This is a genomic window from Agromyces sp. NPDC056389 (assembly GCF_042262385.1).
GTDB lineage: Bacteria > Actinomycetota > Actinomycetes > Actinomycetales > Microbacteriaceae > Agromyces.
On the sequence record NZ_JBHJPN010000001.1, the window covers coordinates 1,346,498 to 1,370,930 of the forward strand.

General features: G+C 67.2%; 32 protein-coding genes. 2 read left to right on the forward strand and 30 right to left on the reverse strand.

Annotated elements, in window-relative coordinates; all coding sequences use genetic code 11:
- Positions 1 to 6: 6 nt before the first annotated feature.
- The 4 genes from ACFCVM_RS06265 to ACFCVM_RS06280 form a co-directional block, all read right to left on the reverse strand.
- The gene (locus ACFCVM_RS06265; RefSeq protein ID WP_375835162.1) at positions 7 to 1,506 is read right to left on the reverse strand and encodes a PTS mannitol transporter subunit IICB; all 1,500 of its coding nucleotides are present in this window, start codon (positions 1,504 to 1,506) and stop codon (positions 7 to 9) included.
- 19 nt (positions 1,507 to 1,525) lie between these two features.
- Positions 1,526 to 3,208 carry a phosphoenolpyruvate--protein phosphotransferase gene (gene ptsP, locus ACFCVM_RS06270; RefSeq protein WP_375835164.1) on the reverse strand — a complete coding sequence of 561 codons (1,683 nt, stop codon included), beginning with the start codon at positions 3,206 to 3,208 and terminating at the stop codon, positions 1,526 to 1,528.
- 42 nt (positions 3,209 to 3,250) lie between these two features.
- Positions 3,251 to 3,517, reverse strand: coding sequence for an HPr family phosphocarrier protein (locus ACFCVM_RS06275; protein WP_375835166.1), 267 nt, complete (start codon positions 3,515 to 3,517; stop codon positions 3,251 to 3,253).
- A gap of 88 nt (positions 3,518 to 3,605) precedes the next feature.
- Positions 3,606 to 3,917 carry a PTS sugar transporter subunit IIB gene (locus ACFCVM_RS06280; RefSeq protein WP_375835167.1) on the reverse strand — a complete coding sequence of 104 codons (312 nt, stop codon included), beginning with the start codon at positions 3,915 to 3,917 and terminating at the stop codon, positions 3,606 to 3,608.
- Positions 3,918 to 4,123: 206 nt separating this feature from the next.
- Between ACFCVM_RS06280 and ACFCVM_RS06285 the strand changes: the two genes are divergently transcribed.
- Positions 4,124 to 6,028, forward strand: coding sequence for a BglG family transcription antiterminator (locus ACFCVM_RS06285; protein WP_375835169.1), 1,905 nt, complete (start codon positions 4,124 to 4,126; stop codon positions 6,026 to 6,028).
- 31 nt (positions 6,029 to 6,059) lie between these two features.
- Here ACFCVM_RS06285 and map read toward each other — a convergent pair whose 3' ends face one another.
- From map to rpsJ, 23 genes are all read right to left on the reverse strand, one after another.
- Complete coding sequence (gene map / locus ACFCVM_RS06290; protein WP_375835170.1) at positions 6,060 to 6,887, reverse strand: type I methionyl aminopeptidase; 828 nt, start codon at positions 6,885 to 6,887, stop codon at positions 6,060 to 6,062.
- Between the two features lie 8 nt (positions 6,888 to 6,895).
- Positions 6,896 to 7,513 (reverse strand): adenylate kinase, encoded by a 618-nt coding sequence (locus tag ACFCVM_RS06295; protein WP_375835172.1) that lies wholly within the window; start codon positions 7,511 to 7,513, stop codon positions 6,896 to 6,898.
- Positions 7,510 to 8,832: a preprotein translocase subunit SecY gene (gene secY, locus ACFCVM_RS06300; RefSeq protein WP_375835174.1), complete on the reverse strand. Its 1,323-nt coding sequence runs from the start codon at positions 8,830 to 8,832 to the stop codon at positions 7,510 to 7,512. The genes ACFCVM_RS06295 and secY overlap by 4 nt, the downstream gene beginning before the upstream one ends.
- A gap of 114 nt (positions 8,833 to 8,946) precedes the next feature.
- The gene (rplO, locus tag ACFCVM_RS06305) at positions 8,947 to 9,630 is read right to left on the reverse strand and encodes a 50S ribosomal protein L15 (RefSeq protein ID WP_375835176.1); all 684 of its coding nucleotides are present in this window, start codon (positions 9,628 to 9,630) and stop codon (positions 8,947 to 8,949) included.
- A complete protein-coding gene (gene rpmD / locus ACFCVM_RS06310; protein ID WP_375835177.1) occupies positions 9,630 to 9,815 on the reverse strand; it encodes a 50S ribosomal protein L30 in 186 nt (61 codons plus the stop codon). Before rpmD ends, rplO begins: the two co-directional genes overlap by 1 nt.
- Positions 9,815 to 10,486: a 30S ribosomal protein S5 gene (gene rpsE, locus ACFCVM_RS06315; protein ID WP_375835179.1), complete on the reverse strand. Its 672-nt coding sequence runs from the start codon at positions 10,484 to 10,486 to the stop codon at positions 9,815 to 9,817. The genes rpmD and rpsE overlap by 1 nt, the downstream gene beginning before the upstream one ends.
- Before the next feature lie 26 nt (positions 10,487 to 10,512).
- Positions 10,513 to 10,872: a 50S ribosomal protein L18 gene (rplR, locus tag ACFCVM_RS06320; protein WP_056010846.1), complete on the reverse strand. Its 360-nt coding sequence runs from the start codon at positions 10,870 to 10,872 to the stop codon at positions 10,513 to 10,515.
- A 2-nt stretch (positions 10,873 to 10,874) separates the two neighbouring features.
- Entirely contained in the window at positions 10,875 to 11,411 is a 537-nt protein-coding gene (rplF, locus tag ACFCVM_RS06325; protein ID WP_332062641.1) for a 50S ribosomal protein L6, read from the reverse strand.
- 4 nt (positions 11,412 to 11,415) lie between these two features.
- The gene (gene rpsH / locus ACFCVM_RS06330) at positions 11,416 to 11,814 is read right to left on the reverse strand and encodes a 30S ribosomal protein S8 (RefSeq protein WP_056010852.1); all 399 of its coding nucleotides are present in this window, start codon (positions 11,812 to 11,814) and stop codon (positions 11,416 to 11,418) included.
- Positions 11,815 to 11,943: 129 nt separating this feature from the next.
- Entirely contained in the window at positions 11,944 to 12,531 is a 588-nt protein-coding gene (gene rplE / locus ACFCVM_RS06335; protein WP_056010855.1) for a 50S ribosomal protein L5, read from the reverse strand.
- Complete coding sequence (rplX, locus tag ACFCVM_RS06340) at positions 12,531 to 12,890, reverse strand: 50S ribosomal protein L24 (RefSeq protein WP_056010858.1); 360 nt, start codon at positions 12,888 to 12,890, stop codon at positions 12,531 to 12,533. Before rplX ends, rplE begins: the two co-directional genes overlap by 1 nt.
- Before the next feature lie 2 nt (positions 12,891 to 12,892).
- A complete protein-coding gene (rplN, locus tag ACFCVM_RS06345; RefSeq protein ID WP_056010861.1) occupies positions 12,893 to 13,261 on the reverse strand; it encodes a 50S ribosomal protein L14 in 369 nt (122 codons plus the stop codon).
- Positions 13,262 to 13,294: 33 nt separating this feature from the next.
- Entirely contained in the window at positions 13,295 to 13,597 is a 303-nt protein-coding gene (gene rpsQ, locus ACFCVM_RS06350) for a 30S ribosomal protein S17 (protein WP_375835182.1), read from the reverse strand.
- Between the two features lie 2 nt (positions 13,598 to 13,599).
- Positions 13,600 to 13,929, reverse strand: coding sequence for a 50S ribosomal protein L29 (gene rpmC, locus ACFCVM_RS06355; RefSeq protein ID WP_074260109.1), 330 nt, complete (start codon positions 13,927 to 13,929; stop codon positions 13,600 to 13,602).
- Positions 13,929 to 14,348, reverse strand: a complete 420-nt coding sequence (rplP, locus tag ACFCVM_RS06360; RefSeq protein ID WP_056010870.1) for a 50S ribosomal protein L16 — start codon at positions 14,346 to 14,348, stop codon at positions 13,929 to 13,931. Before rplP ends, rpmC begins: the two co-directional genes overlap by 1 nt.
- A 2-nt stretch (positions 14,349 to 14,350) precedes the next feature.
- Positions 14,351 to 15,103 carry a 30S ribosomal protein S3 gene (gene rpsC / locus ACFCVM_RS06365; RefSeq protein ID WP_056010873.1) on the reverse strand — a complete coding sequence of 251 codons (753 nt, stop codon included), beginning with the start codon at positions 15,101 to 15,103 and terminating at the stop codon, positions 14,351 to 14,353.
- On the reverse strand, positions 15,103 to 15,468 hold the full coding sequence (gene rplV, locus ACFCVM_RS06370) for a 50S ribosomal protein L22 (protein WP_074260108.1): 366 nt from the start codon (positions 15,466 to 15,468) through the stop codon (positions 15,103 to 15,105). Before rplV ends, rpsC begins: the two co-directional genes overlap by 1 nt.
- 25 nt (positions 15,469 to 15,493) lie before the next feature.
- The gene (rpsS, locus tag ACFCVM_RS06375; RefSeq protein WP_056010880.1) at positions 15,494 to 15,775 is read right to left on the reverse strand and encodes a 30S ribosomal protein S19; all 282 of its coding nucleotides are present in this window, start codon (positions 15,773 to 15,775) and stop codon (positions 15,494 to 15,496) included.
- 12 nt (positions 15,776 to 15,787) lie between these two features.
- Positions 15,788 to 16,627 (reverse strand): 50S ribosomal protein L2, encoded by an 840-nt coding sequence (gene rplB / locus ACFCVM_RS06380; protein ID WP_074260107.1) that lies wholly within the window; start codon positions 16,625 to 16,627, stop codon positions 15,788 to 15,790.
- A gap of 17 nt (positions 16,628 to 16,644) precedes the next feature.
- The gene (rplW, locus tag ACFCVM_RS06385) at positions 16,645 to 16,950 is read right to left on the reverse strand and encodes a 50S ribosomal protein L23 (RefSeq protein ID WP_056010886.1); all 306 of its coding nucleotides are present in this window, start codon (positions 16,948 to 16,950) and stop codon (positions 16,645 to 16,647) included.
- Positions 16,947 to 17,606: a 50S ribosomal protein L4 gene (rplD, locus tag ACFCVM_RS06390; protein ID WP_375835185.1), complete on the reverse strand. Its 660-nt coding sequence runs from the start codon at positions 17,604 to 17,606 to the stop codon at positions 16,947 to 16,949. Before rplD ends, rplW begins: the two co-directional genes overlap by 4 nt.
- A gap of 3 nt (positions 17,607 to 17,609) precedes the next feature.
- Positions 17,610 to 18,266, reverse strand: coding sequence for a 50S ribosomal protein L3 (gene rplC / locus ACFCVM_RS06395; RefSeq protein ID WP_332062636.1), 657 nt, complete (start codon positions 18,264 to 18,266; stop codon positions 17,610 to 17,612).
- An 8-nt stretch (positions 18,267 to 18,274) separates the two neighbouring features.
- Entirely contained in the window at positions 18,275 to 18,583 is a 309-nt protein-coding gene (gene rpsJ, locus ACFCVM_RS06400; protein ID WP_017201594.1) for a 30S ribosomal protein S10, read from the reverse strand.
- Between the two features lie 478 nt (positions 18,584 to 19,061).
- Between rpsJ and ACFCVM_RS06405 the strand changes: the two genes are divergently transcribed.
- Positions 19,062 to 19,535: an OsmC family protein gene (locus ACFCVM_RS06405; protein ID WP_375835186.1), complete on the forward strand. Its 474-nt coding sequence runs from the start codon at positions 19,062 to 19,064 to the stop codon at positions 19,533 to 19,535.
- Between the two features lie 24 nt (positions 19,536 to 19,559).
- Here the strand turns inward: ACFCVM_RS06405 and ACFCVM_RS06410 are convergent, their stop codons facing one another.
- The 3 genes from ACFCVM_RS06410 to fusA all read right to left on the reverse strand — a co-directional run bounded on the left by ACFCVM_RS06410 (position 19,560) and on the right by fusA (position 24,368).
- Positions 19,560 to 20,774, reverse strand: coding sequence for an acyltransferase family protein (locus ACFCVM_RS06410; protein WP_375835188.1), 1,215 nt, complete (start codon positions 20,772 to 20,774; stop codon positions 19,560 to 19,562).
- Positions 20,775 to 20,947: 173 nt separating this feature from the next.
- The gene (gene tuf, locus ACFCVM_RS06415; protein WP_204458658.1) at positions 20,948 to 22,141 is read right to left on the reverse strand and encodes an elongation factor Tu; all 1,194 of its coding nucleotides are present in this window, start codon (positions 22,139 to 22,141) and stop codon (positions 20,948 to 20,950) included.
- Positions 22,142 to 22,253: 112 nt separating this feature from the next.
- On the reverse strand, positions 22,254 to 24,368 hold the full coding sequence (gene fusA, locus ACFCVM_RS06420) for an elongation factor G (RefSeq protein ID WP_375835190.1): 2,115 nt from the start codon (positions 24,366 to 24,368) through the stop codon (positions 22,254 to 22,256).
- Positions 24,369 to 24,433 lie beyond the last annotated feature (65 nt).

Below are 24,433 nucleotides of genomic sequence, written 5' to 3' on the forward strand. Positions count from 1 at the left end.
TTCCTTTCAGCGAACGCCTTCGGACTCCAGCAGGTGCACGATCTCGTCGTACTTCGGCGAGTTCATGAAGTTGTCGACCGAGACGTGCAGGGCGTTCGGCGACTGCCGGCGGGCCCGGTCGGTGAGGTCCTGGTGGGTGATGACGAGGTCGACGTCGTCGGTGAGGTTGGCGATCGCCTTGTTCGTGACGTCGACGCTGTCGATGCCCGCCTTCTTGATCTTGTTGCGCAGCACGGTGGCGCCCATCGCACTCGAGCCCATGCCGGCATCGCAGGCGAACACGATCGTGTGGATCGGCTTCCGCTCGAACGCCGCCTCCTCGCCCTCGGCGAGCAGCGCACCGCCGGCGGCTGCGACGTCGGCCTGCAGGTTGTGCAGCACGCCGCTCTCCTTGCCCTTGTTCGCCTCGGTCTGCGCGATCGCGGCAGAGAGGTCGCCGGCTCCCTCCCTCGCGAGGTCGCGCTTGCGACTCGCGCGCAGGATGATCGCCGCGACGAGGAACGAGACGCCGGCGGAGAGCACCACCGACAGGATCACGCCGACGTAGCTGTCCGACGCCGTCTGGGCGATCACCGCGATGATGCTGCCCGGCGCGGCCGGCGCCCGCAGGCCGCTGTTGAAGACGACGTTGGTCGCGACGCCCGTCATGCCGCCGGCGATCGCCGCGACGATCAGCAGCGGCTTCATGAGCACGTACGGGAAGTAGATCTCGTGGATGCCGCCGAAGAACTGGATGATGATCGCGGCCGGGGCGGTCGCCCGCGCCATGCCGATGCCGAAGAACGTGAACGCCAGGAGGATGCCGAGGCCGGGGCCGGGGTTCGCCTCGACGAGGAACAGGATCGACTTGCCCGTCTCGGACGCCTGCTGGGTGCCGATCGGCGTGAACACGCCGTGGTTGATCGCGTTGTTCAGGAAGAGCACCTTGCCGGGCTCGACGAGGATCGACAGGAGCGGCAGGAGCGAGAGGGCCACCAGCCAGTCGACCGCGGCCTCGAGCGCGTTGCTGAGCCACTCGACGACGGGGCCGAATGCGAGGTAGCCGAGGATCGCGAGACCGAAGCCGAGGATGCCGGCGGAGAAGTTGTTGACCAGCATCTCGAAGCCGGCCTTGATCTTGCCCTCCCAGATGCGGTCGACCTGCTTCATGAGCCACGCTGCGAGCGGGCCCATGATCATGGCGCCGAGGAACATCGGGATGTCGGTGCCGACGATCACGCCGACCGTGGCGATCGAGGCGACGACGCCGCCACGGGTGTCGTAGATGAGCCGGCCGCCCTGGTTCGCGATGAGCAACGGCAGCAGGTAGGTGATCATCGGGCCGACGAGTTCGGCGAGCGACTCGTTCGGCGTGAACCCCGCCGGGATGAAGAACATCGTGACGATGCCCCAGGCGATGAAGGCCGCGATGTTCGGCAGGATCATGTTCGACAGGAACGAGCCGAACCTCTGGACGGCGACGCGGGCTCCCCCGGGCCGCTTCGCGTCCGCTGACGTCGTTGTCATGGCAGTGCCTCTCTGGTGGTTACGACCCGGTCTCCCGGGTCGCGGTGATCTCGGTCGCGACGGCGACTGCCGCCGCTCTGGCTTCGGCCGCTCCCTCAGCGGCCAGGGCTGCCCGGGCGAGCGCGTTCGCGTCGCTCAGGCTGTACCGCGCGAGGGAGGCGCGGACATCTGCGAGTGCCGATGGCGACATCGACAGGCTGGTGGCACCGAGCCCGACGAGCACGACGGCGAGGAGCGGGTCGGCGGCGGCCTCGCCGCAGATGCCGACCGGCTTGCCGACGTCGGCGCCGGCCGCCCCGACGTCCGCGATGAGGCGGAGCACGGCGGGGTGCCAGGGGTTCTGGAGGTTCGCGACCGTGCCGAGCAGCCGGTCGGCGGCCATCGTGTACTGCGTGAGGTCGTTCGTGCCGATCGAGGCGAAGTCGCATGCGGCGAGCACCCGGTCGGCCACGAGGGCGGCCGACGGCGTCTCGACCATGACACCGGCGACGCGGATGCCGAGCTCCCGTGCGAGCCCGGTGAAGTACCTGGTCTCCTCGACGGTCGCGATCATGGGCGCCATGACCCACAGCTCGGCGTCGGTCGCCGCGTCGGCCGCGGCGAGCGCGGTGAGCTGCTCGCGCAGGATCGCCTCGGAGTGCCGCAGGGCACGGATGCCGCGGAGTCCGAGCGCCGGGTTCTCCTCGTGTGCGTCGTTCAGGAACGACAGCGGCTTGTCGGCGCCGGCGTCGAGCACGCGCACGACGACCTTCTTCCCGGCGAACGCCGTCAGCAGCCGCGTGTACTGGGCCTGCTGGTCGGTGATGCTCGGCGCCGTGTCGGCGTCGAGGAAGAGGAACTCGGTGCGGAACAGGCCCACCCCCTCGGCTCCGAGCCGAAGCGCCTCGGCAGCGCCGTCGGCCGAGCCGAGGTTCGCGAGGAGCGGCACCGCGGTGCCGTCGGCGAGGGCGCCGGGCTCGATCGGAGCGCTCGAACGCGCCGCTCGCTCCGCGATCCGCGTCTTCGCGGACGCGATCTCCTCGGCCGAGGGGTCGGTGAGGACGATGCCACGTTCGGCGTCGACGACGATGGTGTCGCCGTCGGCGAGGCTCGCGGCATCCGTCGCCCCGACGATCGCGACGATCGACTTCTCGCGGGCGAGGATCGCCGTGTGCGAGGTCGGCCCGCCGTCGATCGTGACGAGACCCTGCACCTGGTCGAGATCGAGTGTCGCCGTGTCCGCGGGCGCGAGGTCCCTGGCGACCAGGATGAACGGGTGACCCGGGTCGGGCACACCGGGCGCCGGCAGCTTCAGGAGGTGCGCGATGACACGCTGCGAGATGTCGTCGAGATCGGCGGCCCGCTCGCCCATGTAACCGCCCATGCCGGCGAGCAGGTCGCGGTAGGAGCCGAACGCCTCGAACACGGCTCGCTCGGCGGTCTTGCCGGCCTGGAGTCGCGTCACGATCTCGTCGAGGAGGCTCGGGTCCTCGGCCATCATGGCCTGCGCCTCGAGCACGTCCTTCGCGGCGCCGCCCGCCTGCGATCCGCGACGTGCGAGTTCGGCGGCGACGACCGAGAGGGAGGCCTTCGCCCGCTCCGTCTCGCGCGCGGGGTCGAGGTGGCTCGGCCGGTCGACCGGCTCCGGCAGCCGCTCGGCCATGCGCACGACCTGGCCGACGGCCACTCCCTGACCGATGCCGGTACCCGTGATCTCCATCATTCGCCCTCTCGAATCAGTTCGAAGGAAGACGGACGCCACGCGCTATTCGTCGTGGTCGGTGCCGAGCAGTTCGACGAGCGAGTCGAGCACTGCCGACTCGTCGTCGCCCTCGACGACGAGAGTGACCTCGTCGCCGTGGTCGATGCCCTGCGAGATGACGCCGAGGATGCTCGCCGCGTTGACGGGCTTGCCACCCGACTTGCTGAGCGTGACCGTGGCGCCCGAGGCGACGACGGCCTGGGTGAAGAGCTTCGCCGGCCGTGCGTGCAGGCCGTGCGTCGATCCGATTCGAACTGTTCGTTCCAGCATGTTTCCGGCCCCCGTCGCGAGTATCCGTTCCCTCGTTCACCATAGCCGCCCGCCGCGGATGAGGGAGCGGCGGGCACCGCGCGGCGGGTCACGATCGCGCCTCACGCGAGGCGAGTGCGAGCTCGAGCAGTGCATCCGGGTCGGCGCCGACGGCCGCATCGACCGGGAGCAGGACCAGATCGACGGATGCCGCGGCCGCACGTTCGCGAATGGCGGCGAGCCGATCTCCGAGATGGGCGCCGACGAGCAGCACGTCCGCTCCGATGAGGGCCGTCGCGAGCTGGGACTCCCCGCTCGCCGCCACTTCGAGGGTCATGCCCCTGGCGTCGGCGGCACGCCGGATCCGCATCGCGACGAACGTGCTCGAGGCGCCGGCGCCGCAGACGACGATGATGCGCATCGGTGCCTCCTCGCTCCGCCCTGGCGGTCTCCGTCGATCGTCGGCTCGCACTGCGCCGTCCTTCCTCGATTGTGCGGTGTCAGCCGGTACCGCACCAGCACACTCGCTTCCGCACCCCCGGAAGCCGTTCTCCCGAACCGGGAGGCGGCCTCGGATGGTTGACTGTGTGCACCGTCCGGAGTTCGGGCGTCTCAGCAGGAGGACCCGTGGCCGAGAACTGGGAGCGACTCGTCGCCGCGCTCGCCGAGCGCTCCGGGTGGACGACGGCGGCCGAATTCTCCGCGCTCCTCGGCGTGACGCCCCGAACCATCCGCACCTACGCCGCCAACGCCAACGCCGACGCCGGCAGGCTCATCGTCGAGTCCGGGCCGCTCGGATACCGGCTCGATCGCGCGGCATGGGCCGCCGCCTCCTCGCATCGCTCCGCCGGCGCCGGCGCCCCGCCTGCGGCCCGGGTCTCGCAACTGATCCGGGAGCTGGTCGATGCGAGCGACGGCATCGACGTCTACGAGGCCGCGGACACGTTCCACGTGAGCGAGTCGACGATCGAGGCAGACCTCGGCCGCGTCAGGGCACGGCTGGCCGGCAGCGGCCTCTCGCTCGTGCGGAGCGGCGAACGCGTGCGCCTGCTCGGAACGGAGTCCGCGGCTCGGAAGCTCCTCGCATCGCTGTTCCACGAGGAGGCCGCGCGGGGCAGTCGAGGCGCCGACGGCCTGCGCGCCGCGTTCCCCGAGCTGCCGGCCTTCCGGGAGGCGCTCGTCGCCGAACTCGCAGCCGCCGGATACGCGCCCAACGCCTACGCACTGAACGACGTGCTGCTGCACATCGCCATCGCCGTCGACCGCGTCGGCCGCAACCGGCCCCTCGATACCGATGAGCCGGCCCCGCAGGCTCCTGCTGACGGCGAGGCTCCGCTCGGGCAGCTGCTCGACCGGGTCATCCGCTCGACGTTCGGCACCCGGATTGGCGACACCGAACTCGCCCACCTCTCGAGACTGCTGGGCAACCGGGCCGCCACTCGTTCGCTTGCGGCGTCGGATGCCTCGCAGCCGGTTCCCTCATCGCGGGCCGAGCTCGTGCGCGCCGTCGTCGGTCGTACCGCCGAGGAGTACCTCGTCGATCTCGACGACGACGAGTTCATCGATCGGCTCGCCCTGCACGTCGACAACCTCGTCGCCCGCTCGGCCGAGCGCCGCCCGTCTCGGAATCCGCTCACCGCCGCCATCAAGTCGGCATACCCGCTCATCTACGACCTGTCGGTCTACATCGCGCACGAGCTCTCGCTCGCCGAGGGCATCGTCGTCGACGACGACGAGATCGCCTACATCGCGATGCACGTGGGCGCGTATCTCGACCGGCAGCGATCGAGCGCGGATCGCGTGCGGGTGATGATCGTGGCGCCGGCCTACCACGACGTGCACCTGACGCTCGCGGAGCGCATCGGCGCCGCGTTCCCCGACGAGATCGAGCTCGTCGGCGTCGTCGATGCCGTCGACGACCCGGCGCGCGTTCAGGCCGAACTCGTCGTCTCGGTGCTGGAGCCAGCACAGCCGGTCGAACACTTCGTACGGGTCGCGGTGTTTCCCACCGAAGCCGATCTCGAGCGCATCCGCACCGAGGTGGCCGGCATCCGGAGCATGCGGCGTCGAGCCCGCCTCGCGGTCGCGCTCTCCGAGTACATCGCGCCCGAGCTGTTCGTGCGCGGCCGCCTCCGCGGGCATGATCCCGAGTCGGTCATCCGTATGCTCGGCGACCGCATGATCGCCGCCGGGGTGATCGACCACGCCTATGTCGATTCCGCCCTCGAACGAGAGCGGCTCTCCTCGACGGCCTTCACCGAGCACCTCGCGGTGCCGCACGCGATGACGATGTCAGCGGCCAGCACCGCGATCGCGATCGCGATCGACGAGGAGCCGATCGAGTGGACCGGCGCGCGGGTCAACGTCGTGGCGCTCATCGCGTTCTCGGAGGACGGACGGGCCCGCTTCCAGGAGCTGTTCGATCAGTTCGTCGAGGCGTTCAGCGATCGCGCGAACATCGACCGGCTCGTGAGCGACGCGACGGACTATCCGGGGCTGCTCGCCGTGCTCTCGCGGCTCATGGAACCGTGACACGCAACCAGCACGCAGCGGCGCCGAGCGATCAGGCGATCGGTGTCGGCCGCACGCCGAACGGCGCCAGGCCCGCTGCCCCGCCGTCGGGCGCGGTGAGTACCCAGATCCCATCGGCGTGCACCGCGACCGAATGCTCCCAGTGCGCGGCATCCGAACCGTCGGAGGTCGTCACGGTCCAGTCGTCGTCGCGCGTGAAGGTGTCGATGGCACCCGCGACGATCATGGGCTCGATCGCCACCACGAGCCCCGGCTTCACGGCCGGCCCGCGCCGATCCACGCGATAGTTGAAGACGGGCGGTTCCTCGTGCATCGACCGTCCGATGCCATGGCCGACGTAGTCGGTGAGGATGCCGTAGTCGCCCTCGCCACGCACGAACTCCTCGATCGCAGCGCCCACCTCGTTGAGGTGGGACGAACCGGCGAGCGTGGCGATGCCGACCCACAGGGCCTGCTCCGTGACCCTGCTGAGTTCTCCGCGAGCGGCGACGACATCGGGGCGTGCGGCATCGGGCAGCACCGCGGTGAACGCCGAATCGCCGTTCCAACCGTCGAGCTCGGCACCGCCGTCGACCGAGACGATGTCGCCGGCCCGGAACGGGCGATCGCCGGGGATCCCGTGCACGACATCGTCGTCGACCGACACGCAGAGCGTGTGCCGGTAGCCCGGAACGAGCTGGAAGTTCGGACGTCCGCCGCCGTCGCGGATCACGCGTTCGGCCGCGGCGTCGAGTTCGAGCGGCGTCGCACCCGGAACCAGCAGCCGGCGCGTCTCCGCGAGCGCTGCAGCGGTCAGCTCACCGGCGGCCCGCATCGAGCGGAGCTCGGCAGGCGACTTGTAGATCGACCGACGGAACACCGATGCGCTCAGGCGGTGACGCCGTTGGGCGCGAGTCCGCGTGCGGCGAGAGCCGAGAAGATGCGCTCGGTCACCTCGTCGAGTGAACCGACCCCGTCGATGCGCACGACGACGCCGCGCGGGCGGTACACGTCGAGGATCGGGGCGGTCTCCCGCTCGTAGATCGCGAGTCGGTTCGCGATGACCTCTTCGGTGTCGTCGGTTCGACCCTGCTCGACCGCGCGATGCCGCAGCCGGGCGATGCTCTCCTCGCGGGGAACCTCGAGCTCGATGACCGCGTCGAGCGACTCGCCACGTGCCGTGAGGAACGCATCGAGGTCGTCGACCTGGCCACGGTTGCGCGGGTAGCCGTCGAGGAGGAAGCCGCCCGCGGCATCCGCCTGCTCGAGCCGATCGCGCACGAGCTCGCTCGTGAGCGCGTCGGGAACGAGGTCGCCCGCCTCGATGATCGCCTGCACGCGCTTGCCGAGCTCGGTGCCGCCGGCCACGTTGGCTCGGAAGATGTCGCCGGTGGCGACCTGGGGCACTCCGAACGCCTCCGCGACGAGCACGCCCTGCGTTCCCTTGCCGGACCCCTGGGGCCCGACGATCAGGAAGCGAGCTGAGCCGGTTGCGGAAGCCGTCATCGGAGAAGTCCTTCGTAGTGTCGCTGCTGGAGCTGGGCGTCGATCTGCTTGACCGTCTCGAGGCCGACACCGACGATGATGAGGATCGAAGCGCCGCCGAACGGGAAGTTCTGGTCTGCCCCCACGACCGCGAACGCGATCAGCGGGATCAGGGCGATCGCACCGAGGTACAGCGAGCCCGGCAGCGTGATGCGCGTGAGCACGTAGTCGAGGTACTCGGCGGTGGGACGGCCGGCCCGGATGCCCGGGATGAAGCCGCCGTACTTCTTCATGTTCTCGGAGACCTCGTCGGGGTTGAACGTGATCGCCACGTAGAAGTACGTGAATCCGACGATGAGCAGGAAGTACATCAGCATGTAGAGCGGGTGGCCGCCCTGCGTGAGGTTGTTCGTGATCCACACGACCCACGGCTGCGGCGTCTCGCCGGCGGCCGGCGTGTTGAACTGCGCGATGAGCGCGGGCAGGTACAGGAGCGAGGAGGCGAAGATGACGGGCACGACACCGGCCATGTTGACCTTGATCGGGATGTACGTGTTGTTGCCGCCGTACGTGCGCCGGCCGACCATGCGCTTCGCGTACTGCACCGGGATGCGCCGCTGCGATTGCTCGACGAAGACCACGGCGACCACGACCAGCAGGCCGATGGCGAGCACGATCGCGAAGATGTCCCAGCCGCGGGCGATGCCGATGGCCCAGAGCGAACCGGGGAAGGTCGCGGCGATCGAGGTGAAGATGAGGAGCGACATGCCGTTGCCGATGCCGCGTTCGGTGATGAGCTCGCCCATCCACATGATGAGGCCGGTACCGGCGGTCATGGTGATCACCATGAGCAGGATCGCGTACCAGGCGTCGTTCGTGATGAGCTGCGAGCACTCGGGGGCACCCGACGGGAAGAGAGCGCCGGAGCGGGCGACCGTGATGAGCGTCGTCGACTGGAGCACGCCGAGCGCGATCGTCAGGTAGCGGGTGTACTGCGTGAGGCGGCCCTGACCGGCCTGGCCCTCTTTGTACAGCGTCTCGAAGTGAGGGATCACCACGCGCAGCAGCTGCACGATGATCGACGCCGTGATGTAGGGCATGATGCCCAGCGCGAAGATCGACAGCTGGAGCAGCGCACCGCCCGAGAACAGGTTCACGAGGTCGTAGAGCCCCGCTGCGCCTGCCTGGTTCGCGGCGAGACACGCCTGGACGTTGCCGAAGTCCACGAACGGCGCGGGAATGAACGAACCCAGCCGGAACAGGGCGACGATGCCCAGCGTGAACCCGAGCTTGCGGCGAAGATCCGGCGTGCGGAAGATCCGCCCGATGGCGTTGAACACTCGTCCTCCTGTTGCTCCGTGTGGAGTCAGTCCATATGCGGCTCGAGCCAGTCGAGACCCCCGTGAATCATACGCGAGGTCCCGACTGGCTCGTGCAATCGGTGCTGTTCCGGTCTACTTGACCGAGCCGCCGGCGGCGACGATCTTCTGCTCAGCCGAGCCGGAGACCTTGTCGACCGCGACGGTGAGCTTCACCTGGATGTCGCCGTTGCCGAGAACCTTGACGCGCTCGTTCTTGCGAACGGCGCCCTTCTCGACGAGGTCGGCGATCGTGACGTCGCCGCCCTTCGGGTAGAGCTCGGCGAGCTTCTCCAGGTTCACGACCTGGTACTCGACGCGGAACGGGTTCTTGAAGCCGCGGAGCTTCGGCGCACGCATGTGGTACGGAAGCTGGCCACCCTCGAACCCGGGGCGGATGTTGTTGCGAGCCTTCGAGCCCTTGGTACCGCGACCTGCCGTCTTGCCCTTCGAACCCTCACCGCGTCCGACGCGGGTCTTGTCCTTCTTGGCACCGGGAGCGGGGCGGAGGTGGTGGACCTTCAGCACCTGCTCGCGCTTCTCCGCGACGTCCGCCTTGGGAGCGGCCTTCTTGGCGGGTGCAGCCTTCGCAGGGGCCTTCTTCGCCGGAGCCTTGGCGGCGTCGGCCGAGTCGGCCTTCGCTGCTGCGGCCTTGGCGGGGGCCTTCTTCTCGGCAGCAGCCTTGGGGGCTGCCTTCGCGGCGGCGGGCTTGTCGGCCGTCTTCTTCGCCGGAGCCTTCTTGGGGGCTTCGGCGGCGACGTCCTTCTTCTCGTCAGCCATTAGTCAATCTCCTCAACCTTCACGAGGTGCGCGACGGTGTTCACGTAGCCGCGGTTCTGCGAGTTGTCCTCGCGAACCACCGAGTCACCGATGCGCTTGAGTCCGAGGCTGCGCAGCGTGTCGCGCTGGTACTGCTTCTCGCTCACCTTGGACTTGATCTGGGTCACCTTCAGCTGCTTGGCCATCAGGCACCTGCCTTCGCTGCTGCGGCGGACTCTGCCGCCTGGGCCTCGGCACGCAGCAGACGGGCCGGAGCGACCTCGTCGTAGGCGAGGCCACGACGGGCAGCGACTGCGCGCGGCTCTTCGAGCTGCTGCAGGGCCGCGACCGTGGCGTGCACGATGTTGATGGTGTTCGACGAACCGAGCGACTTGCTCAGCACGTCGTGGATGCCGGCGCACTCGAGCACCGCACGCACGGGACCACCGGCGATGACACCGGTACCGGCCGAAGCGGGGCGGAGCAGGACGACGCCGGCTGCAGCCTCACCCTGGACGGGGTGCGGGATGGTCGCGCCGACGCGAGGAACGCGGAAGAAGTTCTTCTTCGCCTCCTCGACGCCCTTCGAGATCGCGGTCGGGACCTCACGCGCCTTGCCGTAGCCGACGCCGACGAGTCCGTTGCCGTCACCCACGACGACGAGCGCCGTGAAGCTGAAGCGACGGCCGCCCTTGACGACCTTCGACACGCGGTTGATGGTCACGACGCGCTCGAGGAACTGGCTCTTGTCGGCGTCACGGCCACCGCGGTCGCGGCCACCCTGGTTGCGGTCACGACCGCCACCGCGACGGTTGTCGCGCTCGTTCCGAGCCGGCTCCGAAGCTGCTGCCGTCTCGACGGGTGCTTCTGCGGTCACCTCGGTCTCCTTCGTAGTGTTCTCGCTCACAGGTTGAGCCCTGCCTCTCGCGCTCCATCGGCGATCGCTGCGACACGACCGGCGTACTTGTTGCCGCCGCGGTCGAAGACGACGGACTCGATGCCGGCCTTCTTCGCACGCTCTGCGACGAGCTCGCCGACCTTCTTGGCCTTGGCGGTCTTGTCACCGTCGAACACACGGAGGTCTGCCTCCATGGTCGAGGCGCTGGCGACGGTCAGGCCCTTGCTGTCGTCGACGACCTGGACGAACACGTGACGTGCCGAACGGGTGACGACGAGGCGCGGACGCAGCTCGGTGCCGACGACCTTCTTGCGAAGGCGGGTGTGGCGGCGCGAACGCGCAGCCGTCTTGGTCTTCACAGCCATGATTACTTACCTGACTTTCCGGCCTTGCGACGCACGACCTCGCCGGCGTAGCGGATGCCCTTGCCCTTGTACGGCTCGGGCTTCTTGATCTTGCGGATGTTCGCGGCGACCTCGCCGACCGCCTGCTTGTCGATGCCCGCGACCGTGATCTTGTTGTTGCCCTCGACGGTCAACGTGATGCCGGCGGGTGCGTCGACGACGACGGGGTGCGAGAAACCGAGCGCGAGCTCGAGCGACGAGCCCTTCTGCGCGACGCGGTAACCGGTGCCGACGATCTCGAGCGCCTTGGAGTAGCCCTGCGTCACACCGATGATCTGGTTGGCGATGAGGGTACGCGTGAGGCCGTGCAGCGAGCGCGAGGTGCGCTCGTCGTCGGGGCGCGTGACGAGAACCTGGTTCTCTTCGAGCTTGACCTCGATGGGGGCGGCGACGGTGAGCGCGAGCTCGCCCTTCGGGCCCTTCACCGAAACGGCCTGGCCGTCGATCTTGACGTCGACGCCCGCGGGGATGTCGATGGGAAGTCGTCCGATTCGTGACATGGAACTACCACACGTAGGCGAGGACTTCTCCGCCTACGCCCTTCTTCTCGGCCTGACGGTCGGTGAGCAGACCGCTGGAGGTGGACAGGATGGCAACGCCGAGGCCGCCGAGCACCTTGGGGAGCTCCGTCGACTTCGCGTAGACGCGGAGGCCGGGCTTGGAGACGCGCTTGATGCCAGCGATCGAACGCTCGCGGTTGGGGCCGAACTTGAGCTGCAGCGTGAGCGTCTTGCCCACGCGAGCATCAGTCAGCTCGAAGTCCGCGATGTAGCCCTCCTTCTTCAAGATCTCGGCGATGTTCGCCTTGAGCTTGGAGTTGGGCATCGACACGGAGTCGTGGTGTGCGGAGTTCGCGTTCCGCAGACGGGTCAGCATGTCAGCGACCGGGTCGGTCATCGTCATGACGAGTATTTCCTTACGTTCACCAGGTTTCAGCGCCCGTTACACGAGCGATGACCTGTGGTGTCGGTCTCCCGCGGATGCGGAGGACCGGATCGGATGCTGCGGGCGTGAGCCCGCAGCATCCGTGGTTCAGTTGGCGGCGTCGGCCGACTTGAAGGGGAACCCGAGCTGCTTGAGCAGCGCGCGGCCCTCTTCGTCCGTCTTGGCGGTGGTCACCACAGTGATGTCCATGCCGCGGACGCGGTCGATCTTGTCCTGGTCGATCTCGTGGAACATCGACTGCTCCGTGAGACCGAAGGTGTAGTTGCCGGTGCCGTCGAACTGCTTGTCCGAGAGGCCGCGGAAGTCGCGGATACGGGGCAGTGCGAGCGAGAGCAGGCGGTCGAGGAACTCCCACATGCGGTCGCCACGGAGCGTGACGTGCGCGCCGATGGGCTGGCCCTCGCGCAGCTTGAACTGCGCGATGGACTTGCGAGCCTTCGTGACCTGCGGCTTCTGGCCGGTGATCTTGGTGAGGTCGGCGATCGCGCCGTCGATGACCTTGCCATCGCGTGCGGCCTCGCCGACACCCATGTTCACGACGATCTTCACGAGACCCGGAACCTGGTGCACGTTGGTGTAGCCGTGCTCCTCGGTGAGGGCCTTCGAGATCTCGTCCCGGTACTTGGTCTTCAGGCGCGGCTGGATTTTGCCAGCCTGCGTAGCCGTGTCGGTCATTACAGGTCCTTACCTGACTTCTTTGCGTAACGGACGCGGACGGTCTTGTCGACGCCGTCCTTCGTCACGGTCTCGATGCGGAAACCGACGCGGGTCGGCTTCTTCGACTCGGGGTCGACGAGCGCGACGTTCGAGACGTGGATCGGGGCCTCGACGGTCTCGATGCCGCCGGTCTTCGAGCCGCGCTGCGTCTGGCCGACGCGAACGTGCTTCGTCACGAAGTTGATGCCTTCGACGACGACGCGGTTCTCGGCGACGAGCACCTCGAGGACCTTGCCCTGCTTGCCGCGATCTCCGCCGCGAGCCTGGCTGCGGCCCGAGATGACCTGAACGAGGTCACCCTTCTTGATGTTGGCCATGACTAGATAACCTCCGGTGCCAGCGAGATGATCTTCATGAACTTCTTGTCGCGGAGCTCGCGACCGACCGGTCCGAAGATACGGGTGCCGCGGGGGTCACCATCGTTCTTCAGGATCACTGCGGCGTTCTCGTCGAACTTGATGTAGGAGCCGTCGGGACGACGGGTCTCCTTGACGGTGCGGACGATGACGGCCTTGACCACATCGCCCTTCTTGACGTTGCCGCCGGGGATCGCGTCCTTGACGGTCGCGACGATGGTGTCACCGAGGCCGGCGTACCGGCGCTTCGAGCCACCGAGCACGCGGATCGTGAGGAGCACCTTGGCGCCGGTGTTGTCGGCGACCTTGACTCGTGATTCCTGCTGAAGCACTTTGAATCTCCTTCTTTCAAGTAAGCCCGGGGCTTACTTGGCCTTCTCGACGATCTCGACGAGGCGCCAGCGCTTCGTGGCGGAAAGGGGACGGGTCTCGCTGATCACGACGAGGTCGCCGATGCCGGCGGTGTTCAGCTCGTCGTGAGCCTTGACCTTCGAGGTGCGGCGCAGAACCTTGCCGTACAGCGGGTGCTTCACGCGGTCCTCGACCTCGACGACGATGGTCTTGTCCATCTTGTCGCTGACGACGTAGCCGCGACGAACCTTGCGGTAGCCGCGGACGAGCTCGGCCGCGGTGTCGACCTCGGCCGAAGCCTTCTTGGTCTCAGCCATGATCAGGCCTCCTTCGTCTCTTCGACCTCGGCTGCAGCATCAGCGGATGCCTCGGCCTTGGCCTTCTTCGTCTTCTTCTCGGCCTTGACCGGAACTTCGACCGGCGCGGGCGTTGCCCGGATGCCGAGCTCGCGCTCGCGGATGACCGTGTAGATGCGCGCGATGTCGCGCTTGACCGCCCGGAGGCGGCCGTGGCTTTCGAGCTGACCCGTGGCCGACTGGAAGCGCAGGTTGAACAGCTCTTCCTTGGCCTTCTTCAGCTCATCGACGAGTCGCTCGTCTTCAAAGGTGTCGAGCTCGACGGGGCTGAGCTCCTTGGTGCCGACGGCCATTATGCGTCGCCCTCCTCGCGCTTGATGATGCGTGCCTTGAGGGGCAGCTTGTGGATGGCACGGGTCATGGCCTCACGAGCGAGTTCCTCGGAGACGCCGGAGACCTCGAAGAGGACTCGACCCGGCTTGACGTTCGCGACCCACCACTCGGGCGAACCCTTACCGGAACCCATGCGGGTTTCGGCCGGCTTCTTCGTGAGCGGACGGTCGGGGTAGATGTTGATCCACACCTTGCCGCCACGCTTGATGTGACGCGTCATTGCGATACGAGCGGACTCGATCTGACGGTTCGTCACGTAAGCGGGGGTCAACGCCTGGATGCCGAACTCACCGAAGGTGACCTTCGTGCCGCCGGTGGCGTGGCCCGAACGGCCGGGGTGGTGCTGCTTGCGGTACTTGACTCGACGGGGAATCAACATGGTTATGCCTCAACTCCTGCTGCCACCGGCTCCTGCGCCTTGGGCGCACGGCGGGGACGGTCACTGCGCTCGGGGCGCGACGACTTCTGGTTGGCCTGCTCGCGGGCGAGCTCCTTGTTGGTGATGTCGCCCTTGTAGATCCAGACCTTCACACCGATGCGGCCGAAGGTGGTCTTCGCCTCGTAGAAGCCGTAGTCGATGTTCGCGCGGAGGGTGTGCAGGGGCACACGGCCTTCGCGGTAGAACTCCGAACGGCTCATCTCGGCGCCGCCGAGGCGGCCGGAGACCTGGATGCGGACGCCCTTGGCGCCGGCGCGCTGTGCACCCTGCAGGCCCTTGCGCATCGCGCGGCGGAATGCCACACGAGCGGAGAGCTGCTCGGCGATGCCCTGAGCGACGAGCTGAGCGTCGGCCTCGGGGTTCTTCACCTCGAGGATGTTCAGCTGGATCTGCTTGCCGCTGAGCTTCTCGAGGTCGGCGCGGATGCGCTCGGCCTCGGCGCCGCGGCGGCCGATCACGATGCCGGGACGAGCCGTGTGGATGTCCACGCGGACTCGGTCGCGGGTGCGCTCGATCTCGATGCGCGAGACACCGGCACGGTCGAGCGACGTCTGCAGCAGTCGACGGATCTTGATGTCTTCTGCAAGGTAGTCGGCGTAGCGCTGACCGGGCTTCGTCGAGTCGGAGAACCACCGCGACACATGGTCGGTGGTGATGCCGAGACGGAAGCCGTACGGGTTTACTTTCTGACCCATTACTTCGTACCCTCCTCGGGCGTGGCGAGCACGACGGTGATGTGGCTCGTTCGCTTGTTGATGCGGAAGGCACGACCCTGCGCACGCGGCTGGAATCGCTTGAGGGTGGTGCCCTCATCGACGAATGCGCGGCTGATGTAGAGGTCCTGCTCGTCCAGGTAGGTGTTCGTGGCATCGGCCTTGACGCGAGCGTTCGCGATGGCCGAGGCGACGAGCTTGTACACCGGCTCGCTCGCACCCTGGGGGGCGAACTTCAGGATGGCGAGTGCCTCCTGTGCCTGGCGGCCGCGGATCATGTTGACGACGCGGCGGGCCTTCATGGGGGTGACGCGGATGTGTCGCACGCGTGCGATCGACTCCACCATTTCTTCTCCTCCTTCACGTCACCGCTTAGCGGCGACGGCCCTTCTTGTCGTCCTTCACGTGTCCACGGAAGGTGCGGGTGGGGGCGAACTCGCCGAGCTTGTGACCCACCATGGTCTCGGTGACGAACACCGGGATGTGCTTGCGACCGTCGTGCACCGCGATGGTGTGACCCAGCATTGCCGGGATGATCATCGAACGGCGCGACCAGGTCTTGATGACGTTCTTGCTGCCGGCCTCGTTCGCCGTGATCACCTTGCGAAGCAGGTGGTCATCGACGAAGGGGCCCTTCTTCAGACTGCGTGGCATCTTCTACAACTCCTACTTGCGCTTCTTGCCGACGTTACGGCGGCGAACGATGAGCTTGTCGCTGGGGAGGTCGCGCTTGCGCGTGCGGCCTTCCTTCTGGCCCCAGGGGCTGACGGGGTGACGTCCACCGGACGTCTTGCCCTCGCCACCACCGTGCGGGTGGTCGACCGGGTTCATGGCGACACCACGCACGGTCGGGCGGACGCCCTTCCAGCGCATGCGGCCGGCCTTGCCCCAGTTGATGTTCGACTGCTCGGCGTTGCCGACCTCGCCGACGGTCGCGCGGCAGCGCGCGTCGACGTTGCGGATCTCGCCCGAGGGCAGGCGCAGCTGGGCGTAGGGGCCGTCCTTCGCAACGAGGCGAACGGATGCTCCGGCCGAGCGTGCCATCTTGGCACCGCCGCCGGGGCGCAGCTCGATGGCGTGCACCACGGTACCGGTGGGGATGTTCTTCAGCGGCAGGTTGTTGCCGGGCTTGATGTCGGCGCCGGGACCCGACTCGACGATGTCGCCCTGCGAGAGCTTGTTCGGAGCCAGGATGTAGCGCTTGGTGCCGTCGACGAAGTGCAGCAGCGCGATGCGCGCGGTGCGGTTGGGGTCGTACTCGATGTGAGCGACCTTGGCGTTGACGCCGTCCTTGTCGTTGCGCTTGAAGTCGATCACGCGGTACTGGCGCTTGTGGCCACCACCGATGTGACGCGTCGTGATGCGGCCCTGGTTGTTGCGACCACCGGTCTTCGGCAGCGGGCGGAGCAGCGACTTCTCAGGCGTGGAGCGAGTGATCTCCGCGAAGTCGGCGACCGACGAACCGCGACGACCAGGAGTCGTGGGCTTGTACTTACGAATAGCCATTCTTATTCCTCTGCTCCCTAGCCGACAGCCGTGAAGATGTCGATCGAGCCGGACTTGAGGGTGACGATCGCGCGCTTGGTGTCCTTGCGCTTGCCCATGCCGAACCGGGTACGGCGGGTCTTGCCCTGGCGGTTCAGGGTATTGATCGACGCCACCTGGACGTTGAAGATCTTCTCGATGGCGAGCTTGATCTCGGTCTTGTTCGAGCGGGGGTCCACGATGAACGTGTACTTGCCCTCGTCGATCAGGCCGTAGCTCTTCTCCGAGACGACGGGCGCGATGATGATGTCGCGCGGGTCCTTGTTGTTCGCGGCGGCGGTCATGCCGAGACCTCTTCCTTCTTCGCCGTCTTCGAGGCCACGAAGGACTCGAGGGCAGCGGTGCTGAAGACGATGTCGTCCGAGACGAGCACGTCGTAGGCGTTCAGCTGGTCGACGCGCAGCACGTGCACGGTCGGGATGTTCCGAACCGCGCGCTGCGAGAGCTCTTCACCGTGCGTGAGCACGACGAGGAAGCGCTTGGCCGGAGCGATCGCTGCGAGGAGCGAGACGGCTTCCTTGGTCTTCGGCGTCTCGCTGGCCGTGAAGGCCGTGACCGCGTGGACGCGGCCGCCGCGAGCGCGGTCGGAGAGCGAGCCGAGGAGGGCCGCTGCGATCATCTTCTTGGGCGTGCGCTGCGAGTAGTCGCGCGGCTGCGGGCCGTGAACGATGCCACCGCCGGTCATCTGAGGAGCGCGGATCGAACCCTGACGGGCGCGGCCGGTGCCCTTCTGCTTGAACGGCTTGCGACCGGCGCCGGAAACCTCGCCGCGGGTCTTGGTCTTGTGCGTGCCCTGGCGCGCTGCTGCGAGCTGGGCGACGACGACCTGGTGGATGAGCGGGACGTTGGTCTGCACGTCGAAGAGTTCGGCGGGCAGCTCGACCGAGCCGGACTTCTTGCCGGTCGCGTCGAGCACGTCAATGGTGTTGGCGGTAGCCATGGACTACGCCCCCTTCACTGCGTTGCGGACGAAAACGAGACGGCCGCGAGCACCGGGAACCGCGCCCTTGACGAGCAGCAGGCCCTTCTCGGCGTCGACGGCGTGCACGCGGAGGTTGAGCACGGTCACGCGCTCGCCACCCATGCGGCCGGCCATGCGCATGCCCTTGAAGACGCGGCTGGGCGTCGACGAGGCACCGATGGAACCGGGCTTGCGGTGGTTGCGGTGCGAACCGTGCGAAGCGGAGACACCCTTGAAGTTGTGGCGCTTCATGACACCCGCGAAGCCCTTGCCCTTGCTCGTGCCGACGACGTCGACGAGCTGGCCGGCCTCGAAGGCACCCTCGACGGGGAGCTCCTGGCCGAGGGAGTACGACGCGGCGTCCGCGGTGCGGACCTCGGTCAGGTGGCGACGGGGGGTCACGCCTGCGGCGGCGAAGTGGCCGGTCGCGGGCTGGTTGACCTTGCGCGGGTCGATGGCGCCTGCAGCGATCTGCACAGCCTCGTAGCCGTCGTTCTCGACGGTGCGGAGCTGGGTGACCACGTTGGGAGCGATCTCGATGACGGTCACGGGCACGAGCTTGTTGTTCTCGTCCCACACCTGGGTCATGCCGAGCTTGGTGCCGAGCAGACCCTTCACGTTCTTGGTAGCGGAAGACATCTGTTACCTCAGAGCTTGATCTCGATGTTGACGTCGGCCGGCAGGTCGAGTCGCATGAGCGAGTCGACGGCCTTGGGCGTCGGGTCCACGATGTCGATGAGGCGCTTGTGGGTGCGCATCTCGAAGTGCTCGCGGCTGTCCTTGTACTTGTGGGGCGAGCGGATGACGCACACCACGTTCTTCTCCGTCGGAAGCGGCACCGGACCGACGACCGTGGCACCCGCGCGGGTCACCGTGTCGACGATCTTGCGTGCCGAGGTGTCGATGACCTCGTGGTCATACGACTTCAGTCGAATGCGGATCTTCTGTCCCGCCATTGCTGACTCTCTCTCTGTCAAGGCGTCTTACCCCTTCCGAGGGCATCGGACGCCGCGTAGCTACTCCGTGTGAAGCACCACTGTTCTTCTGTCAAAGGCCGGTGATCGAGCCTGTCGAAACCACCCGCCCGGCGATACCGGGGCGGTGCTCTCGACACGCTCGACCTTCGAGCCCACCGGCGCGCACGCAGACATGGTCGCCCATGGCGTTGTGTGTGTCGGATTGTCTGTTCTCCTGCCTGCGGCCTAACCTGACCCCTGCGTGAGCCCCGTTGGAACGAGGTGAGCCGGGTGGTTATGCACTGCCTGACAGTGATCCGATCAGCGCGCACGAGTGCACGCGTTCGAAATGTTGAACTCAACGAGTTTGCCACAATGAGGCCCTTCGTGCAACCCGGGCGTGTCGCGCTCGGCTCGGTTCACAGGGATGTCGCAGACGAGAGCGTCCCGAGCTCGTGACATCCGTGATGGAATCGACGTGACGACCAGGCTGGAGGCGTACATGACCGAGCACGCGCATCAGGTGAGCGACCGCATCGGACCGGGCAGCGTCACGGTCACCCGCACCGGGGAACGCACCTTCGAGGGCATGAACGAACGCGGGTCGACGGTCCTGATCGGCCCGGCGGAGGCTGAGGGGCACTTCACGCCAGGCGAATTGCTGAAGCTCGCCCTCGCGGGCTGCGCCGGCATGAGCGCCGACCGGGTCGCCGCTCGGCGCCTCGGCGACGACTTCGAGATGACGGTATGGGCTCACGGCACCTCCGACTCCGACAACCGGTACTCGCGCGTCGACGAGGAGCTTCTGCTCGACCTCTCCTCGCTCGACGAGGCCGAGCGCACGAAGCTCATCGACGTCATGGTCAAGGCGATCGACCGCTCGTGCACCGTCGCCCGCAGCGTGCACGGCAGCATCGATCTCGAGACGACGATCGACGGCACAACCGTCTGATGCTCCTCGATCGGGGTCGGAGCGTCAGTCCCTGTCGCTGCGCGAGCAGGCGACATTCCGCTCGGCCGCGACGCTCGGAGCGACCACACCGGCGCCGACGACGAGGGCGATGACTCCGGCCAGCGCGCCGATCACGACCGCCGGGCGGGCGCGCAGCCCGTTCGTGGGAGTGCGGAACGGGTCCTCGATGTACCGCTTCGAGAGGCCGGCCACGAGGAACGAGAGCGCGACGAGCAGCACCATGAGCCAGGGCGGGCTCGGCATTCCGGTCAGGTACGGCACGAACATGAAGATCGGCCAGTGCCACAGGTAGAGCGAGTACGACACGTCGCCCATCCATTGCACCGGCCGCAGCGCGGCGAGCCTGGCCGGGGACCATGCGAGCTGCGGCATGCCGGCCCAGATCACCGCGAGCGTACCGACGACGGGCACCAGCACGATCGCGCCGGGGAACAGGTCGGGCGAGCGGAACGTGACGATCGGCACGGCGATGAGCACGAGCCCGGCGAGCGCCACGACGGAGCGCACCCCCTCGTGCCCGCGAAGCGGTGTCGCGGCGACGAGCGCGAGGAGGCCGCCCACGCCGAACTCCCACGTGCGCGTGAACGTGGAGAAGTAGGCGAGATCGGGATCCTGCGCTGTCAGCACGATGCAGTGCACGAACGACGCCACCGTCACCGCGCCGAGCAGGAGCAGGAGCACTCGTCGAGAGCCGACTCCCCTGCGCGCCGCGAACCAGATGGCGACGATCAGCAGCAGCGGCCAGAACAGGTAGAACTGCTCCTCGACCGAGAGCGACCAGAAGTGCTGCACCGGGGTCGACTCGAGATCGGCCCGTCGCGGGATCTGGGAGTCGACCGCGAGCTGCCAATTCTCGTAGTAGAGCGTGCTCGCGACGATCTCCCTGAACCAGGATCGCCATTCGCGCTGGGGCACGAGCAGGATCGTGAGCACCGAGACCACGGCGAGCACGGTGACGGCAGCCGGGAGGATGCGCCGGGCCCGCCGGAGGTAGAAGGTGCGGAGCGAGATGCGCCCCCGTTGCTCCGCATCGCGGAGCAACAGCCCGGTGATCAGGAAGCCGGAGACGACGAAGAACACGTCGACTCCCATGTAGCCGGCCGGCGCGACGGCGGGCCAGCCGTGATGGAGCACGACTGCTCCGACGGCGAGCGCCCGAAGAGCCTGGATCTCTGGGCGAACCGTCGATCGAACGAATGGCGTGGGGGAAGCTGCCATCTTTCTCAGCGTAGAACCCTCGGTCCGCGCTGGGAAGGGGTTGCGCTCGCGGCCCCCGGCGGATACGCGAAAGGGGCCGGACCCGACCGGATGCAACAGTCCCGACCCTGCCCGGGTACGCGAAAGGGGCCGGACCCGAAGGCCCGACCCCTGTCGGCGATCAGTAGGAGAACCTACTTGACGATCTTGGTGACCGTTCCGGCACCCACGGTGCGGCCACCCTCACGGATGGCGAAGCCGAGGCCCTCTTCCATGGCGATGGGCTGGATCAGCTCAACGGTCATGTCGGTGGTGTCGCCGGGCATGACCATCTCGGTGCCCTCGGGCAGCGTGATGACGCCGGTGACGTCGGTGGTGCGGAAGTAGAACTGCGGACGGTAGTTCGCGTAGAACGGGTTGTGACGCCCGCCTTCCTCCTTGGAGAGGATGTACGCGGTGCCCTCGAAGTTCGTGTGCGGGGTGACCGAGCCGGGTGCGACGACGACCTGGCCGCGCTCCACGTCTTCGCGCTTGGTGCCGCGAAGGAGCAGACCGCAGTTCTCGCCGGCCCATGCCTCGTCGAGCTGCTTGTGGAACATCTCGATACCGGTGACGGTGGTCTTCTGCGTCGGGCGGATGCCGACGATCTCGACCTCGGAGTTGATCTTCAGCGTGCCACGCTCGGCGCGGCCCGTGACGACGGTTCCACGACCGGTGATCGTGAAGACGTCCTCGACCGGCATGAGGAAGGGCTTGTCCTTGTCGCGCACGGGGTCGGGGATCGACTCGTCGACGGCGGTCATGAGGTCGAGGACCGACTGGACCCACTTCTCGTCGCCTTCGAGGGCCTTGAGGCCCGAGACCTGCACGACGGGAGCGTTGTCGCCGTCGAAGCCCTGGCTCGAGAGCAGTTCGCGAACCTCGAGCTCGACGAGCTCCAGGATCTCCTCGTCGTCGACCATGTCGGACTTGTTGAGCGCGACGAGCAGGTACGGCACGCCGACCTGCTTGGCGAGCAGCACGTGCTCGCGCGTCTGCGCCATCGGGCCGTCGGTCGCCGCGACCACGAGGATCGCGCCGTCCATCTGAGCCGCACCGGTGATCATGTTCTTGATGTAGTCGGCGTGACCCGGGGCGTCGACGTGCGCGTAGTGGCGCTTCGGCGTCTCGTACTCGACGTGCGAGATGTTGATCGTGATGCCGCGCTGGCGCTCTTCGGGAGCGGAGTCGATCGACGCGAAGTCGCGCTGCACGTTGGTGGCCGACGGGTACTTGTCGGCGAGCACCTTCGAGATCGCTGCGGTGAGCGTGGTCTTGCCGTGGTCGACGTGACCGATCGTTCCGATGTTGACGTGCGGCTTGGTCCGCTCGAACTTGGCCTTAGCCACTGTGGGTCCTCCTCAGGACTCGTGTAGAACCGCCGGGCGCTGGATTGCGACCGGAGGTCTACGGGGGTTGTGTTGATATGTTACGCGAACCGGAAGGTTCGTGCGTATCGGACTATTCGCCCTTGTTCTTCTGGACGATCTCGTCGGCCACAGCCTTCGGGACCTCCGCGTAGCTCTGGAACTCCATCGAGTACACCGCGCGACCAGAGGTCTTCGACCGAAGGTCGCCGATGTAACCGAACATCTCCGAGAGCGGGACGTGCGCACGCACGACCTTCACGCCTGCGGCATCCTCCATGGACTGGATCTGACCGCGACGCGAGTTCAGGTCGCCGATGACGTCGCCCATGTACTCCTCGGGAGTACGGACTTCGACGGACATCAGCGGTTCGAGCAGAACGGGGTTCGCCTTGCGAGCGGCTTCCTTGAAGCCCATCGAGCCGGCGATCTTGAACGCCATCTCCGAGGAGTCGACGTCGTGGGCGGCACCGTCGAGGATCGACGCCTTGACGCCGACCATCGGGTAACCGGCGAGGATGCCGTACTGCATGGCATCGCGGAAGCCGGCATCGATCGAGGGGATGTACTCGCGCGGGATGCGGCCACCGGTGACCTTGTTCTCGAACTCGTAGATCTTGTCGCCTTCGATCTCGAGCGGCTCGATCGCGAACTGGATCTTCGCGAACTGGCCGGAACCACCGGTCTGCTTCTTGTGGGTGTAGTCGTGCTTCTCGACCGCGCGCTTGATCGTCTCGCGGTACGCGACCTGGGGCTTGCCCACGTTGGCCTCGACGTTGAACTCGCGCTTCATGCGGTCGACCAGGATGTCGAGGTGGAGCTCGCCCATGCCCTTGATGACCGTCTGACCGGTCTCCTGGTTCTGCTCCGTACGGAAGGTCGGGTCCTCTTCGGCGAGCTTCTGGATCGCCGTGCCGAGCTTCTCCTGGTCGGCCTTGGTCTTCGGCTCGATGGCGACCTCGATGACGGGCTCGGGGAAGGTCATCGACTCGAGGACGACCTGGTTGTTCGGGTCGCAGAGGGTGTCACCGGTGGTGGTGTCCTTCAGGCCGATCACCGCGTAGATGTTGCCGGCGGTCACCGAGTCGATCGGGATCTCCTTGTTGGCGTGCATCTGGAAGATCTTGCCGATGCGCTCCTTCTTGCCCTTGGTCGAGTTGACGACCTGGGCGCCGCTGTCGAGGCGACCGGAGTAGACGCGCACGTAGGTGAGGCGACCGAAGAACGGGTGCACCGCGACCTTGAACGCGAGAGCCGTGAACGGCTCCGAGGCGTCGGCGTGACGCATGACGATCTTCTCTTCGTCGCGAGCGTCGTGCGCCTCGATGGCGGGCACGTCGAGCGGCGACGGGAGGTAGTCGATGACGGCGTCGAGCATGGGCTGCACACCGCGGTTCTTGAACGCCGAACCGCAGAGCACTGGGTAGATCTCGGAGTTGACGGTGAGCTTGCGGATCGCGGCCTTGATCTCGGCCACGGTCAGCTCTTCGCCGCCGAAGTACTTCTCCATGAGCTCGTCGCTCGTCTCGGCGACGACCTCGAGCAGCGCGGTGCGGTACTCGGCGGCCTTGTCGACGAGGTCGGCGGGGATCTCCTCGATGGCGTACTCGGCGCCCATCTTGACGTCACCCTTGGCGTCGCCGCGCCACGTGAGTGCACGCATCTCGACCAGGTCGACGACGCCCTCGAACGAGGACTCCGAACCGATCGGGAGCTGCAGCACGAGGGGCTTCGCGCCGAGGCGGCTGATGATGGTGTCGACCGTGAAGTAGAAGTCGGCGCCCAGCTTGTCCATCTTGTTGACGAAGCAGATGCGCGGGACGTCGTACTTGTCGGCCTGGCGCCAGACGGTCTCGGACTGGGGCTCGACGCCCTCCTTGCCGTCGAAGACGGCGACCGCACCATCGAGCACGCGGAGCGAGCGCTCGACCTCGACCGTGAAGTCCACGTGGCCGGGGGTGTCGATGATGTTGATCTGGTTCTTGTTCCAGTAGCAGGTCACGGCGGCAGACGTGATCGTGATGCCGCGTTCCTTCTCCTGCTCCATCCAGTCGGTCGTCGAGGCGCCGTCGTGGGTCTCGCCGATCTTGTGGTTGACGCCCGTGTAGAACAGGATGCGCTCGGTCGTGGTGGTCTTGCCGGCATCGATGTGCGCCATGATGCCGATGTTGCGGACCTTGTTCAGGTCGGTGAGCACGTCTTGTGCCACGGGGGTTCCTCCGGAGATTCAGGAAGGGAAAGGGAGTGGGAGCGGATGCCGCGAGCCGCGGCCGC

Coding starts and splice junctions, on each gene's coding strand:
- ACFCVM_RS06265 (WP_375835162.1), bottom strand. CDS start 1,506: ATGACAACGACGTCAGCGGACGCGAAGCGGCCCGGGGGAGCCCGCGTC.
- ptsP (WP_375835164.1), bottom strand. CDS start 3,208: ATGATGGAGATCACGGGTACCGGCATCGGTCAGGGAGTGGCCGTCGGC.
- ACFCVM_RS06275 (WP_375835166.1), bottom strand. CDS start 3,517: ATGCTGGAACGAACAGTTCGAATCGGATCGACGCACGGCCTGCACGCA.
- ACFCVM_RS06280 (WP_375835167.1), bottom strand. CDS start 3,917: ATGCGCATCATCGTCGTCTGCGGCGCCGGCGCCTCGAGCACGTTCGTC.
- ACFCVM_RS06295 (WP_375835172.1), bottom strand. CDS start 7,513: ATGACGGCTTCCGCAACCGGCTCAGCTCGCTTCCTGATCGTCGGGCCC.
- rplO (WP_375835176.1), bottom strand. CDS start 9,630: ATGGCTGACGAGAAGAAGGACGTCGCCGCCGAAGCCCCCAAGAAGGCT.
- rpmD (WP_375835177.1), bottom strand. CDS start 9,815: ATGGCCAAGCAGCTGAAGGTGACCCAGATCAAGTCCAAGGTGAGCGAG.
- rplR (WP_056010846.1), bottom strand. CDS start 10,872: ATGGCTGTGAAGACCAAGACGGCTGCGCGTTCGCGCCGCCACACCCGC.
- rplF (WP_332062641.1), bottom strand. CDS start 11,411: ATGTCACGAATCGGACGACTTCCCATCGACATCCCCGCGGGCGTCGAC.
- rpsH (WP_056010852.1), bottom strand. CDS start 11,814: ATGACGATGACCGACCCGGTCGCTGACATGCTGACCCGTCTGCGGAAC.
- rplE (WP_056010855.1), bottom strand. CDS start 12,531: ATGACCGACACGGCTACGCAGGCTGGCAAAATCCAGCCGCGCCTGAAG.
- rplX (WP_056010858.1), bottom strand. CDS start 12,890: ATGGCCAACATCAAGAAGGGTGACCTCGTTCAGGTCATCTCGGGCCGC.
- rpsQ (WP_375835182.1), bottom strand. CDS start 13,597: ATGGCTGAGACCAAGAAGGCTTCGGCCGAGGTCGACACCGCGGCCGAG.
- rpmC (WP_074260109.1), bottom strand. CDS start 13,929: ATGGCCGTCGGCACCAAGGAGCTCAGCCCCGTCGAGCTCGACACCTTT.
- rplP (WP_056010870.1), bottom strand. CDS start 14,348: ATGTTGATTCCCCGTCGAGTCAAGTACCGCAAGCAGCACCACCCCGGC.
- rpsC (WP_056010873.1), bottom strand. CDS start 15,103: ATGGGTCAGAAAGTAAACCCGTACGGCTTCCGTCTCGGCATCACCACC.
- rplV (WP_074260108.1), bottom strand. CDS start 15,468: ATGGTGGAGTCGATCGCACGCGTGCGACACATCCGCGTCACCCCCATG.
- rpsS (WP_056010880.1), bottom strand. CDS start 15,775: ATGCCACGCAGTCTGAAGAAGGGCCCCTTCGTCGATGACCACCTGCTT.
- rplB (WP_074260107.1), bottom strand. CDS start 16,627: ATGGCTATTCGTAAGTACAAGCCCACGACTCCTGGTCGTCGCGGTTCG.
- rplW (WP_056010886.1), bottom strand. CDS start 16,950: ATGACCGCCGCCGCGAACAACAAGGACCCGCGCGACATCATCATCGCG.
- rplD (WP_375835185.1), bottom strand. CDS start 17,606: ATGGCTACCGCCAACACCATTGACGTGCTCGACGCGACCGGCAAGAAG.
- rplC (WP_332062636.1), bottom strand. CDS start 18,266: ATGTCTTCCGCTACCAAGAACGTGAAGGGTCTGCTCGGCACCAAGCTC.
- rpsJ (WP_017201594.1), bottom strand. CDS start 18,583: ATGGCGGGACAGAAGATCCGCATTCGACTGAAGTCGTATGACCACGAG.
- ACFCVM_RS06410 (WP_375835188.1), bottom strand. CDS start 20,774: ATGGCAGCTTCCCCCACGCCATTCGTTCGATCGACGGTTCGCCCAGAG.